Origin of the sequence: Marinifilum sp. RC60d5, from assembly GCF_052400665.1 — a bacterium.
Classification (GTDB): domain Bacteria; phylum Bacteroidota; class Bacteroidia; order Bacteroidales; family Marinifilaceae; genus JBQTGK01.
In genome coordinates, this window is the sequence record NZ_JBQTGK010000002.1 from 483,539 (window position 1) to 497,136 (window position 13,598).

Sequence of the window (13,598 nt, forward strand, 5' to 3'; positions counted from 1 at the left end):
AAAAAACCAAAAATCAAAAACCAAGTTTCAAAGGGAGAAGCTCCAAAACCAAAGGATAAAGGACAAAGGAAGAAGGATAAAGTAAAAAGTAGCGTTGTTGGCTGTTAACCGGTACACTGCCCCAGAGGGGCAAAATATCTGTAGCCCGGGATTGAAGGATACATGTAAGATCGTCGCACAGATTTGTTTGAGTAAAAGCAGATGGCTCTTGCGACGGAATAGAAAGCCAAAAAGCAAGGAAAAGATAATGTTTACTAGACACTATCCTGAAAAGTACATAAGTAAAGTCATTATGATTTTATGTTAGTTTTTGCAGCAATTTTTAAAATATTTTTTAAGGTTTTGTTCTTTTAAAAATTCAAGAATCTTTTTTCCGTAGCTGGTAAAATAGCAATGATGCTTTAGGAAATCCACATTTTGGTCGTACCAGTGACTATTGGGAATTTCCTGATCGGTTACCGATTCAATTTCTTTCTTCAGGTTCATGCATCGAAGTTCATAGTCTTCCGATCCCAAATGAAACATATCAGCATCACAAAGTACTTTTTGAATTTCATTTTTAGGATTAGGTGGGTAGTTGGTAGCTAAAATGCAATCGAAAACTTTCTTACTTCTGTCAGAGGGATATTTTATGTTCTTAAGGAATTTTTTTGCGATATCCACTCCCGCTTTTTCATGTCCAAAGTAAGTTGCCGAGTGACCCGAGTCGTGAAACCAGGCAGCAATAATTACAATCTCGCTTTCTATTTCGTTTAACTTACTATTACGAGCCAGTAGTTTACTTGCCTCAACAACTTCCTGTGTATGTTTAAGGTTATGATAATATAAGTGTTCGGGTAATTCACAAAGTAAATTACTTACAAAATTTTCTACCTGATTTATGTATTTATTATTGCTGTACATCTTATGCTTTTACTTTGGCTAAGTAAGTAATGTTTGCGATCATCAACAAAAGAATTTATTTAAAAGATGTTATCGAATGTTAATGCTTATCCTTTAACAGAATATATTAAAAACGGTATCTTATTAAAAATGTTATCCGTACTATAAAAAAATATTACTTGCGCTTCCGGCGATATGATTACAGATCGTTTACAATTTCGTTTAAAAATTGATTGAGAGGTCGAAGTGCTTTAAATGTATTTTCAATTTCGAAAGGAAATTGATCGGACGTAAGAAGATCATCATTAATGGGTTTTATCACCGCGTAATTTTTGTAGTTGAGTAAGCTTATCTCTTCAAAGTCTTTGGGGAATCCCCGTGGAGCGGTTTTTAGTTTTTCGCCATACAATTCATCGAAATGCATTTTAAATTCGGGCTTGTTAATAATACTTTTAAACTCTTTGCTGTTATGATATATTTCTGTTCTTATGGCTTTCAATACTTTGCTTTCGGGCATATAGCATCCTCCACCTAAAAAGCTTTGTTCCGGTTCAATGTGAATATAATATCCGCCAAATTTACTTTTTCGTCCCTGCTTTGCAATAAAAGCTCCAAAATTGGTTTTGTAGGGGCGTTTGTCACCAGAAAATCGTACATCTCTAAAAATTCTGAAAATACAATCTTTTGCCTGAACACCATTAATATCAGTATCGATTTGTTTAATTTGTTCGATGCTTAGATCAATAAAAAGCTGAAAATCTTTTTTTGCTCTATCATACTTCTTTTTATTGGCCTGAAACCATTCTCTATTGTTGTTCTCTCTCAATTCCAAAAGGAATTCGTAAACAGATGAATTAAGCATATTGTGTATTTAAAAAATGTGACAAGCTAAATTATTAATTTTATTCGTATTTTAAGCTTTATAGATGGTATAATGGTTTTATTTATTCTCTATTTTTTAGGCGAAGATTTATTGTTTTATTCGAAGTTGAAATTGTCCGATAATAGATAGAAAAAACAGAATTATAGTTGATTTTTCGGAAATTATTAAATGAATATATTATTTGTCAGGATGCCTTTTGGCAGAAAACAATAAATTGACTGAAATTGCCCTGTTTCAGTTAAATAAGAAAACGAGCTTTATATGGAGAAATTAAAATTATTTATCAAAAAAATAAATTTTATTTACAAGTATAAGCCTGTTATAAGTGAATAATAAGTAATTTAAAACAAAAAATCGGATGTGGAAGTTGTTAAAGTTATGTATATTTTTGTTTTTTCTGATTCCTGTGGTATCATGGGTAAGCTGGAAATTGAAAAAGGAAATTCCCATAAATGTTTTGGTGATTGATAAAACAACACCCGATGAGAGATTCTCTGAACATCTCTCTTTTTTTTGGATGATAAATCAGAATAAATGGGTAAAACGTAATGGTGAAGAGTATGATTATGCCACAGATTTTTTAGGCTTTTATCCGAAAAAGAATGGCGATTATACCATAAAAGATTTAAAAAATTCAGCTCCAAAAGATATTGCCGAAATGGCAGATACTTTAGATCTTGTATTTTTTGCAGATACTTATGGAATTTACAATTCCAATTGGAAAGATCATCCTGATTATGGAAAGGATACTATTTCTTTTGTTTATGGGGGAATGAAATCGGAAGAGCTCGAATTAATGAGGGAATTAAAGAGAAGAAAGAAAGCCATTATTGTGGAGTTTAACTTATTTGCTTCGCCAACTTCTGCTTTTGTTCGAAAACAAACAGAAGAATTGTTTGGTTTAAAATGGAGTGGTTGGGTAGGTCGACATTTTACCACTCTGGATACGCTTATAGATGCTGAAATTCCTAAGTGGGTACCCGAATTGTACCGAAAAAACTACAATAAGGAATATGATTTTAAGAGGGGAGGAATTGTACTAGTCGATAACAAAGAGCATATTATCATTCTGGAGAATGAAACTCATTTGAATGATCGGTTTCCGATTTTAAAAAGTACGCAAAATACTCAGGAAGAGTATAATGTGCCCGGGGAGATTTATTATCCGTTTTGGTTCGATATTAATACAAGTGATTCGAGAAATAAAATATTGGCAAATTTCGAGATTAATGTGAATGAAAAAGGAAAACAATTAATGGATTCGCTTAATGTGCCTTTGGAGTTTCCTGCAATATTTCATCATAATAAAGATTATGACTTTACCTATTTTGCTTGTGATTTTTCCGATAATCAAATGGGAATTTATTCTTCCTATTTCGATGGAGTTGAGAATATAAATGGAGCTTTTTATAGTGCGAATCAGGTAAAGGATAGAAAAATGTTTTTTTGGAAATACTATCGGCCATTTATGACCACATTAATGAATAGTATTCATACAAGAAGCAAGTAAATTGATATTCAGAATTAGAGAAGGGACGATTTGTTTGTCTCTATCTTGAATCTAAAATAGATCTAATAAATATGATAAGACTTTTACGCCTTTTTATAGTCACGATTTTTATTTTTTTGCAGGTAGGCTATCTGTTTGCTCAGGAGAATGTGTCTGGTGGCGAATTGAATCTGACTCAGGAATTTAAGCGTGCACAAAAATTAGCTTTTGAAGGGAACAGGGAAGAGGCCAGATTGATTTGTGCAGCAATTTTAAAGGAAAACCCTAAATATTACGACGCAAGAATCTTAACCGGTCGAACTTTGGCCTGGGATAAGAAGTACGAAGAGTCGAGAAAAGAATTGATAAGGGTACTAGAGGATGATGTTGATAACAGAGATGCAGTTTTAGCATTAATAGACCTGGAAAAATGGTCTGGAGACCTATCAAAAGCATTGTTTTATTGTGATTACGGACAGTCTTTTTATCCTCGGGAAGAGAAGTTTTTGATCCGGAAAATTAAGTTGCAACAGCAGGCGGGTCTCGAAAGTAAATCATTACAAACAATTAATGATTTGCTGGAAATAAATCCGGGAAGTGAAGAGGGAAATGAATTGTTTAAAAAACACACTTCGGCCTTTAGCAAGTATACCCTAAGTTTAAAGCATGATTTTGAGCATTTTTCGGAGCCTTATGTCCGCAGATGGCACATTACTTCCTTGCAATTAAGTAAGCGAAATTCCTGGGGGAGTTTAATGGGAAGAGTGAATTTAGGGGATTTAATTTCCGATGGTGAAGGATTCTGGTCTAAAGATGTGGCCAGGCAATTTGAAATTGATGCCTATCCCAGAACCACATCAACTGCTTATATGTATTTGAGTTATGGGTATTCTCCCGATAATTTATTTCCTCAACACAGGGCCGGAGCCGAATGGTATCAAAAATTACCCCGTAAATTTGAGGCCTCGGCAGGAATGAGGTTTATGAGGTTTAATGGGAGTAGTGGGGCTAAAAATGTGTTCATTTATACCGGATCGATAGGTAAGTATTACCGGAATTACTGGTTTTCGCTTCGGGGATATTTTACACCAAAAAATAGCGAGGTTTCAAGATCCTTTATTTTTACCACCCGAAGATATTTGAGAGATGCAAAACAATATGTGGGAATAGAGTTGGGAACAGGAACCTCTCCCGATGAAGCCCGTGGTAATGTTGCCGATTTTAGTACTTATAAATACGATAGCTGGAAAGTGAAATTTTCTTATCAGGATCAGTTGCTCGAGAAACGTCTTACTTACTTGTTGCGTGCAGGTTTCGAAAAGGAAGAATATCAGGTAAACGAGAAAAGAAATATATTCAGTTTTTCGCTTAAACTATCTTATGCTTTATAATTGCCTATGAGACTATTTTTACTTACAATACAAGTGCTTTTTTGTGTTTCTTCTGCTGTTTTTTCGCAAAGTAAAGAAGAGGCGAAGATAGGTGTGCCCGGCGATGATATTTTTTCTGCAGATACAGTACACGAGATACGAATTAATTTTTTGCAATGTTCGGTATGGGATTCTTTAGTCCAGATAAAGCAGCAGAGAGATTCTCTTCAAATAAAGAGGTATTTACAGGGAAATGTAGTCGTTAACGGGAAAACCTATTATTCCTGCGGGTTAAGATTCAAAGGGGAGTCATCTTATGATTATTATCCGGGGCTAAAAAAATCATTTAAAATTAATTTTGGGAAATTCTTAAAAAAACAGCGATGGAACGGCTTAAAAACCATTAATCTGAATAATGCTTTTAAGGATCCGACTTTTATGCGGGAAAAATTGTTTCTTGATTTTATGAGATTGGAAGGTCTCCCGGTGCCAAGATGTTCCTATGCAAATGTTTATTTAAATGATAAGTTATTGGGTTTATATGTTTTGGTAGAAGAGATCAATAAAGATTTTCTAACACGGAATTTTGGGAATAAAAAAGGTGGTTTTTTTAAGGGTGAGCCCAAAGCTTATTTAAAATACAAAGGAGATAGCATACTTAGCTATCAAGACAATTATAAAAACAAAAATAACTCCTTAGAAGGATATAGAGATCTAATTCATTTTATACGTACGATTCATGAGAAAGGCGATGTTTCCATGATTTTTAATGTGGAAGATTGCCTTAAAATTTTTGCTGTAACTTCATTGTTTGCCAATGTTGATGCTTACAATATGATGTACCGACATAATTATTATCTCTATAAGAATACCAATACTGGAAAAATAGAATGGATTCCTTATGATGCCAATTATGCATTTTGTGCTTTTAGTCCGCTTCTTAATTTAGAGGAGGCTGAAAATTTAAGTGTTTTTTACCGAATGGATAATAACGAAGCTCCTTTAATGGATTATCTGTTTGGAATAGCAAAATATAAAGAGTATTACATCGATTATCTTAAGAGATTGGTAAATCGCTCAGAGGTGGAAGCCTTTGTAGAAAATGAAGTTGACCGACTTTCCATTCTACTTCGCAAATATGTTTATTATGATACCAATAAAATGTATACCAATGCTGATTTTGAAGATAATTTAAGTAAGGTGATAGGTGATGTAAATGATCCTGGTGCTTTTATTCCCGGTTTAAAACCCTTTATTCAAAATCGGATTAAGGCAGTAAAAAAAGAGTTAAAACATAAAAAACAACAGAGAGACTAATATGTCTTTATTACTAGAAAATATTATCGATAATAATATACAGGAGTTCATAAGATATATTCCTGATACAGCCATTGCTATGCTCGATTATATGAGTGTAACAATAGATTATATAGAGGCATTCTTTAAATATGTATTCGATCGATTACCTTATAATCCGCTGAATCGAATGATTATTTATTTGATACTGACTTTTCTTTTGTTACTGGCCATTTTACTTCCGGTGATATTGCTTTCTAAATTGTATATTACTCATAAAAGGAATAGATACAATGACCTTTATATTAGGTATTCACAGTATATAATCGGTTTTTTAATTGGATCGCATACCTCAGAAGAGATTAAAGATCTTGAAGGTTTAAAGGCAAATAAAATTCACCGGAATGTGATGATTGATGTCTTAATGGCCATTGATAAGGCCGAGAATGGTGATGTGAGTAGAAGAATTAGAAAGCTTTATATGAAATTGGAGCTGGATAAAGATTCTATTAAAAAAATAAATAAAAGAGCCTGGAATAAAAAGATTGTGGGGATACGGGAGTTGAGTCACATGAGAGTAAAATCGGAAAATAAAAAGATCATTGAATTTCAGCAGAAGTCAAATGAGATTTTAAGAATTGAAACTCAAATTGGTCTCATAAAATTATTGCCATTTGTCCCTTTTGCATTTCTCGATTCTCAGGAAAAACCATTTACTGTGTGGGAGCAAATTAATGTATTCGATTTAATTCGTAAAAAAAGAATAGAAATTCCTGAGTTTGTTTTATGGCTTAACCATTGGAACGATTCGGTTGTTATGTTTTGTCTGGATATGATTCGCGTACTCAAACAAAAGGAAGCGGCCCCAAAAGTTATGGAATTGCTAAATCATGACAATGATTTGGTGAAAGGAAAAGTCATTAAAACATTGGTAGATCTGGAAAATAGGGAGGCCGTTGATAAGTTGAAGGAAATATTTATTCTCGAAGAGTTGCCAAATCAGATTAATATTATTCGCTCCATCGGACAATTGGGTATGGAAACAGAACTCGATTTTTTGGAGGAAAAGTTAAGTAGCAAAGAGTTTAAAATTAAAATGCAGGCCTGTAAATCTATGGTTATGATAGGGGATGCAGGAATTAACAGGTTAAAAGAATTGTGTAATGATGCTGAGGAAGAGTTGAAAGCGATTGTAAAGCATGTATTAGATCCTAGAATATGAATTATGATGAATTAATAAGGTTTATAAGTTATTTTCTGGATAAGATATTCATATCTTATGCATTTCTTTTGATATTTAGTTATACCACACTAAGTATAGTATCGGCTATTGCTTTAAATCATTATTTAAAGAAAAATAGTTTTGTAGATTATAGTGTAATTCTTGATTCTCCTCTGGCTCCATCTGTTTCGGTTCTTGTTCCTGCTTTTAACGAGGCGCGAACGATTGTAGATAATATTGAGTCGATTTACACCATTCATTACAATAACTTTGATGTTATTGTGATTAACGATGGAAGTACTGATACTACCTTTGAAGAGCTAAGAGAGGCTTTTAAACTCGAGAAAGTGAATTTTGCCATTAATATGGAGGTGAAAACCGCCGAAGTAAGGGGCGTTTATAAATCTACAATTGATACCTATTCCAATTTAATTGTTGTTGATAAAGAAAATGGTGGAAAAGCAGATGCCTTAAATGCTGGTATTAATATTTCTGATAAGGATTTGTTTATGGCCATTGATGCCGATTCGATTCTGGAGCCCGATGCGGTATTGAAATTGGTGAAACCATTTTTAGAGCGTACCGACAGAAGGGTGATTGCTGCAGGAGGAGTGGTGCGAATTGTGAACTCTTGTATTGTTGAGAATGGAAGGATACTTGAGGTTAGAGTTCCAGATAATATATTGGCAAGAATGCAGGTGTTAGAGTATACGCGTTCTTTTTTAATGGGGCGAATGGCATGGGCTAAACTTGATGGACTCATTATCATTTCGGGAGCCATGGGCATGTTCGATCGTAATGTGGTGGTTCAGAGTGGTGGCTATGCACACTCCATTGGTGAGGATATGGAGTTGGTGGTGAGGATTCGTCGTTACATGTCAGAACAAAGAGAAAAGTATAAGATTGAGTATATTCCCGATCCTTTGTGCTGGACCGAGGCGCCGGTTGATTTATCTACTTTTGGGCGGCAGCGAAGCAGATGGACACGGGGAACCATAGAAACGCTTACCGATCACTCAAAAATATTTCTTTCCTCGCGTTACGGATCTATGGGAATGCTGGGATATCCATTTTGGTTTTTATTTGAATGGTTGGCGCCCATTGTCGAGTTAATAGGAATTATTTATGCTATAATTCTTTATGTGACAGGAAATTTAAGTATTCATTTTATTCTGATTACCTTTCTTTTTGTATATACTTTTGCCTTGTTTTTTTCAACTTGTGCCATTCTTTACGAAGAGCTTACTTTTCACAGGTATGAGCGGAAAACTGATGTTTTCAGATTGTGGATTGCTGCAGTATTAGAACCTTTTTTACTGCATCCGATTTCTTTGTTCTTTTCTATAAAAGGGAACATTCAATATGCCATGGGAAATAGAAAATGGGGACGTATGGAGAGAAAAGGGTTTAGTCATAAAGGCAAAAAAAAATCTGACTCAGCTAAAGAGTAATTGCCTTTTGCTTTTTTGAAAATCCTGCAAATAAAGATTCAAAAAATTTAAGCATAAATAGATTTATAATACGATACCTACAGTCTATTGATTACCGATAAATTATCGTAAGATCAATTGATAAGCTTATTTATTTATTGGGGTGTATTTTTTTGTTTACTTAATGAGTGTGGAATTATGAATATGAATTTTGAGCCTGCCCCTTTTTCAGATTTTAAGTACATTTCACCATTTAGTAATTCAACAATGCCTTTGGATATTGGAAGACCAAGGCCAGCACCTCCAAATTGACGGGTGTAAACATCTTCGATCTGTCCAAATCGTTGAAAAATAAGATCCTGTTTTTCTTTGGGAATACCAATTCCACTGTCTTCCACAGAAAATTCAAGCAGTGAGTTGTTTAAATCAACGCTTACCTTTATAAAACCTTCTTTTGTGAATTTGAGGGCATTATTTATTAGGTTGATTAATACCTGTTTAATTTTTCCCAAATCAGAATGGATTTCATCAAATTGTTTTGGAACCTTATTAGTAAAGGAAATTTTAAGGTGAGTCTTTTTGTATTTTAATTTCTCCTGATTAAAAAAGATCTCTAAATCGGCAAAGAGTTTGGATATGGAGAATGGATTAATAATCAACTTTAATAGTTTGACCTCTAAATAGGAAATCTCAATTATATTATTGATAATTTCTAAAAGTTGTTTGCCATTCTGATCCAATATATCGATGTATTTGTTTTTCTTTTCAGGACTCAGATTCTCTTTCCCCAAAAGTTGACTAAAACCTAAAATACCATTCATAGGAGTTCTTATTTCGTGACTCATATTTGCTAAGAATGCCGATTTTAATCTGTCGCTTTCTTCGGCTTTTTTGAGTGCTATTTTAAGCTTGTGTTCAACTTTCTTAATGTGTGATATGTCTAAAACAAAACCTAGAAATTCATTGTTCTTGATCTTTACTGCACTAATATAGGCTGGAATTTTCCTTCCTTTAAGTGATTGAATGTATACTTCCCCCTGTGCTTTTCCATTTATCATTAGTCTATAGAGCAAGTTTTTGTTCTTCTTAATTTGTTTGGGAGGGAAGAAATCTTTAATAGAATAGTCCGATTTTAAAGGTGTTTCCAGGTCCAGAAGTTTAGCAAAAGCAGGATTTGAAAAGGTAATTTTTGTGTTTTCGTTAAAAATAAGCATCCCGCTTGGCGACTCATTAATATAAGTTCTTAGCTTATATTCGCTCGAGGCCAGGGCTTTTTCAGTAGCAAGCCTTTGTGTAATATCGTTCATCAGCCATATTTCTTTGTTGTCGAAACAGTAGCCGTGGAATTCTACATTTAATTTTTTACCGCTCTTAGTAAGTATGGTTGTAATGCCTGGAATTCTGAAACTGTTTTTTTTACAGGATTGATAAAATTCTAAATTTTCTTTTTCCTTTTTTGGGTATAAGATACGAAACCAACTTTCAAGGTCTGGAAGCTCTTTGTTGGTATATTCTGTAATTTCAAAGGCCTTTTTATTTGTAAATAGCCTGTTCCCTTCTATCAGAATTGCTCCCGATGGCAGGTTTTCAATCATTTCTCTAAATCGTTTTTCTGATTTTTTCAGAGCTTCTTCAGTGGATTTTCTCTCAATAATTTCTTTTTCCAGTTCCTTGTTTTTTAGGTTTAAGTTCAAGGTTTGTTTTGCTACTTCGATTTTAAGTTTTTTTGTAAAGAAGAAAAGATATAAAGTATAAAAAGCAATAATACTTGCAAGTAACATACTTGCTAAAAGTGTCCATTTTAACCAAAGAGGTGCTTTTGTTTTTTCGGTTTTGTAAATGAAATTTTCAAGATTGTAATTGGGTGATATCATACCCATTTCTGCACAAATCTTCGCAATATGATCTAACCTTCCAGGGTTAATATGTCCTATTTCGATATATTCATTCAGGATTAGTTTTTTTATTTCCTGGGCTTCAAATTCGAGGTGCTTTTTGCTTTTATCTACCTTATAAGTTGTTATTATGATATCAATAATTTCATCGGTATTGTTTAGTGCATATTCCCATCCTTTTTTGCTGGCTCTTAAAAAGGCATCTACTCTTTTCGGATGATTGTTTACTTCTTTTTTGGAAGTAAAAATTCCATCTCCATAAAAATCAATACCATAGGTTTGAGGATGTATAATGGAATAGGCGATATTTTGTTCGTTTAACAAATAGGGTTCGTTGGTAGAATAGGCATTTAGGACATCGGTTTTTTTGTTGATCAGATCATTGATGTCATAACTGCTATTTAGTCTTGTAAAGTCATTAGAGTGAATGCCTTCCTTAAAAAAGATTGCCAGTAGCTCGGGATCTCGAAACTCGTCGAGAAGCATAATTCGTTTGTTAATAAGATCGTGTGCCGAATGAATATTTGATTCTTTCAGACTTAAAAATATGGAAGGAGAACGTTGAAATATTGCAGATAAAAGTACAATGGGTTTGTTGTTTACGTAGGCTAGTAGAATATCATTTGAAGAAATGCCATAGTCTGCCTTTCCCATTAGTACCTGATTGATAGTATTTATAGTGTCGCCTTCGAGTAGCTCTACCTCCAGTCCTTCCTCCTTAAAAAAACCTTTATGAATGGCAGCATAGTATCCGGCAAATTGAAATTGATGTGTGTATTTTAATTGGAGTTTAATTTTTTCATATTCTACTGCCTTGTTTGCTTGTTTGCTATAGCAATTATAGGATATCAATGTAAAAGCAAAAAATATAAGTGTAAACAGAAGAAAAGGAGGGTGGTATTTTCGGGTTTTATTCATGGTCTACGGCGATTATGGGCTAGTACTAAAGATACGTTTATCGCAGTCAGGAAAAAAATTTTTTAAGTGAAAACCTAAAAAATACCCCAAAAGCTATAAGGAACTTTTGGGGTATAGTAAGAATTATTTTGTTTTTTTATTTTAATGCCCAGTTTAATGGTGTTGTTTCGATTTGCTGTTTTATTTCTGCCAGATTATAACTTTGTGGGTTAACAGAAATAGCATCACCATTTGGTTTATAGATTTTAATTAGATTTGCTTCTTCCTGAATGCATACTAATTTTTGTAAATCTTTGTCTCCATCTTTTAAGCTCCAGCTTTCTGATGCAGGATCGAAAATCAAATCCGCATATCTTCCTTTATCAGGACCTTGAAGCTGTTCAATGTGAAATTTGTTTTTAGTAGCAGTGATGCGGTATTTTTTACCATCTTTTTTTACAATTTGTACGTCTTTATCGCCTTCTTTCATAGCAATTGGATTGTCGCCAGTCCAAAATTCAATTGTGTTAAGAACTACTCCATCAACAAATACGGCTACCTCGTAAACCGGTATAACGATAAAAGCAAAAAATACCAGGGCATTTATAAACTTATCCCCAACAGTACTGTTCCACTCATGTAAATTTTTAGTTAGGCGAAACGGGCCGTAACATCCTGTTTGTCCAATGCTAAGAACAAAAAACAGGCAAGCCAATAGAAAAACATTTACTTTTTTCATGATAATCAATTTTGAATTAAATATTGTGTGTAATTATTCTCAGAAACATTAAAGAAACGTTTTTGCATCTTTTTTATTATCCTTATGAAAATAAAAGAAGCAATAAGAAAGGTGAAAATTACGAAGTATTTGGTAATAAATTAAGTTTATATAAAAAAAAGTGGCGAAAGATGTAAATCTATCAGCCACTTTTTGAGAAACGAGTATAGTTAAAAGTGTTAGTGGTATGCTTTTTCTCCGTGTTCGTATATATCCAATCCTTCTTCTTCAATTCGCGCTGGAACTCGAAGACCGATTGTTACTTTTAAGATTTTAAATAGGATATAGGAAGTTCCCAGTGCCCAAGCTGCAACAGCTAGAACTCCTAAAACCTGTATGCCAAGTAAGCTGAAGCCACCGCCATAGAATAGACCTCCTTCTTTAGCAAAAAATCCTACTAAGATGGTACCCAGTGCACCATTTACACCATGAACGGTAATTGCACCAACCGGATCATCGATTCTTAGAACTTTATCGATAAATTCTACTGCAAAAACTAATGTTGTTCCGGCCAAAAGACCAATCAAAATAGCTGCTTCGGGCGATACAATGTCACATCCGGCAGTAATGGCTACAAGTCCGGCAAGAGAACCATTTAAAGTTAAAGATAATGTAGGACGTTTGTATCGCATCCAGCTTATTCCTAAGGCTGCTAAAGTACCAGCTGCGGCCGATAAATTGGTAGTTAAGAAAATATGAGCAATGGCTGTTGTGTTTTCAGTTCCATTTGCTGCCAATTGCGAACCTGCATTAAATCCGAACCATCCGAACCATAGAATGAATACTCCTAATGCTGCGAAAGTAAGGTTATGACCAGGTATTGCATTGGCTTTTCCATTGTATTTTCCAATTCTTGGACCTATAAGAACGGCTCCTACTAATCCCATCCATGCTCCTACAGAGTGAACAACAGTTGAACCTGCAAAATCGTGAAATCCAAGTTCACTTAGCCATCCGCCTCCCCAAATCCAGTGTCCTGATATAGGGTAAATAACTGCTGTTGTAATAATACTAAAGAATAAATAAGCTTTAAATTCTGTTCGTTCTGCTACTGCTCCCGATACAATGGTCGCTGCTGTTGCAGCAAATACGGTTTGAAACATCAGGAAAGATAGGTCAATTTCCGGGGCAACGTCCTCCATAAATGGCAACTTTCCGATTAATCCTCCAATATCGGTTCCAAACATTAATGCATATCCTACAAGAAAGAATGTGATGGATCCAACAGCAAAATCCAATACGTTTTTCATTAGGATATTGGCTGTATTTTTAGATCTTGTAAAGCCTGCTTCTGCCATAGCAAAGCCGGGTTGCATAAACATTACAAGTGCTGTGGAAATTAAGACCCAGATAATGTCTATTGAGTGTCCTGTTGTTGTTAGTGTGCTGTTTAGTGTATCTAAAGTAAGTGTATGATCCATAATTGGTAAATTTAAAATTCGTGAGAAACTAAGTT

General features: G+C 34.1%; 10 protein-coding genes. 5 read left to right on the forward strand and 5 right to left on the reverse strand.

From position 1 onward, the window contains the following. Positions 1-303: 303 nt before the first annotated feature. Together ACT3CE_RS06025 and ACT3CE_RS06030 are read right to left on the reverse strand one after the other, a co-directional pair. Entirely contained in the window at positions 304-903 is a 600-nt protein-coding gene (locus ACT3CE_RS06025; protein ID WP_444708858.1) for an HD domain-containing protein, read from the reverse strand. A 178-nt stretch (positions 904-1,081) separates the two neighbouring features. Then, on the reverse strand, positions 1,082-1,744 hold the full coding sequence (locus ACT3CE_RS06030) for a DUF2461 domain-containing protein (protein ID WP_444708859.1): 663 nt from the start codon (positions 1,742-1,744) through the stop codon (positions 1,082-1,084). Between the two features lie 379 nt (positions 1,745-2,123). Here ACT3CE_RS06030 and ACT3CE_RS06035 point away from each other — a divergent pair, with 379 nt between their 5' ends. The 5 genes from ACT3CE_RS06035 to ACT3CE_RS06055 all read left to right on the forward strand — a co-directional run bounded on the left by ACT3CE_RS06035 (position 2,124) and on the right by ACT3CE_RS06055 (position 8,593). Next, positions 2,124-3,275, forward strand: coding sequence for a hypothetical protein (locus ACT3CE_RS06035; RefSeq protein ID WP_444708860.1), 1,152 nt, complete (start codon positions 2,124-2,126; stop codon positions 3,273-3,275). A gap of 71 nt (positions 3,276-3,346) precedes the next feature. Next, the gene (locus ACT3CE_RS06040) at positions 3,347-4,645 is read left to right on the forward strand and encodes a YaiO family outer membrane beta-barrel protein (RefSeq protein WP_444708861.1); all 1,299 of its coding nucleotides are present in this window, start codon (positions 3,347-3,349) and stop codon (positions 4,643-4,645) included. A 6-nt stretch (positions 4,646-4,651) separates the two neighbouring features. Then, positions 4,652-5,941 (forward strand): CotH kinase family protein, encoded by a 1,290-nt coding sequence (locus ACT3CE_RS06045; RefSeq protein ID WP_444708862.1) that lies wholly within the window; start codon positions 4,652-4,654, stop codon positions 5,939-5,941. A 1-nt stretch (position 5,942) separates the two neighbouring features. Beyond that, on the forward strand, positions 5,943-7,142 hold the full coding sequence (locus tag ACT3CE_RS06050; RefSeq protein ID WP_444708863.1) for a HEAT repeat domain-containing protein: 1,200 nt from the start codon (positions 5,943-5,945) through the stop codon (positions 7,140-7,142). Further along, the gene (locus ACT3CE_RS06055; protein WP_444708864.1) at positions 7,139-8,593 is read left to right on the forward strand and encodes a glycosyltransferase family 2 protein; all 1,455 of its coding nucleotides are present in this window, start codon (positions 7,139-7,141) and stop codon (positions 8,591-8,593) included. The genes ACT3CE_RS06050 and ACT3CE_RS06055 overlap by 4 nt, the downstream gene beginning before the upstream one ends. A 134-nt stretch (positions 8,594-8,727) precedes the next feature. Here the strand turns inward: ACT3CE_RS06055 and ACT3CE_RS06060 are convergent, their stop codons facing one another. The 3 genes from ACT3CE_RS06060 to ACT3CE_RS06070 form a co-directional block, all read right to left on the reverse strand. Continuing rightward, positions 8,728-11,385, reverse strand: a complete 2,658-nt coding sequence (locus tag ACT3CE_RS06060; protein ID WP_444708865.1) for an ABC transporter substrate-binding protein — start codon at positions 11,383-11,385, stop codon at positions 8,728-8,730. A gap of 136 nt (positions 11,386-11,521) precedes the next feature. Further along, entirely contained in the window at positions 11,522-12,103 is a 582-nt protein-coding gene (locus tag ACT3CE_RS06065; protein WP_444708866.1) for a DUF3332 domain-containing protein, read from the reverse strand. A 218-nt stretch (positions 12,104-12,321) separates the two neighbouring features. After that, complete coding sequence (locus ACT3CE_RS06070) at positions 12,322-13,563, reverse strand: ammonium transporter (RefSeq protein WP_444708867.1); 1,242 nt, start codon at positions 13,561-13,563, stop codon at positions 12,322-12,324. Positions 13,564-13,598: the final 35 nt, after the last annotated feature.

Excerpts from the sequence above, each read along its gene's own strand:
- ACT3CE_RS06040 (WP_444708861.1), top strand. The coding sequence starts at position 3,347 with ATGATAAGACTTTTACGCCTTTTTATAGTCACGATTTTTATTTTTTTG.
- ACT3CE_RS06070 (WP_444708867.1), bottom strand. The coding sequence starts at position 13,563 with ATGGATCATACACTTACTTTAGATACACTAAACAGCACACTAACAACA.
- ACT3CE_RS06025 (WP_444708858.1), bottom strand. The coding sequence starts at position 903 with ATGTACAGCAATAATAAATACATAAATCAGGTAGAAAATTTTGTAAGT.
- ACT3CE_RS06045 (WP_444708862.1), top strand. The coding sequence starts at position 4,652 with ATGAGACTATTTTTACTTACAATACAAGTGCTTTTTTGTGTTTCTTCT.
- ACT3CE_RS06055 (WP_444708864.1), top strand. The coding sequence starts at position 7,139 with ATGAATTATGATGAATTAATAAGGTTTATAAGTTATTTTCTGGATAAG.
- ACT3CE_RS06035 (WP_444708860.1), top strand. The coding sequence starts at position 2,124 with ATGTGGAAGTTGTTAAAGTTATGTATATTTTTGTTTTTTCTGATTCCT.
- ACT3CE_RS06050 (WP_444708863.1), top strand. The coding sequence starts at position 5,943 with ATGTCTTTATTACTAGAAAATATTATCGATAATAATATACAGGAGTTC.
- ACT3CE_RS06065 (WP_444708866.1), bottom strand. The coding sequence starts at position 12,103 with ATGAAAAAAGTAAATGTTTTTCTATTGGCTTGCCTGTTTTTTGTTCTT.
- ACT3CE_RS06060 (WP_444708865.1), bottom strand. The coding sequence starts at position 11,385 with ATGAATAAAACCCGAAAATACCACCCTCCTTTTCTTCTGTTTACACTT.
- ACT3CE_RS06030 (WP_444708859.1), bottom strand. The coding sequence starts at position 1,744 with ATGCTTAATTCATCTGTTTACGAATTCCTTTTGGAATTGAGAGAGAAC.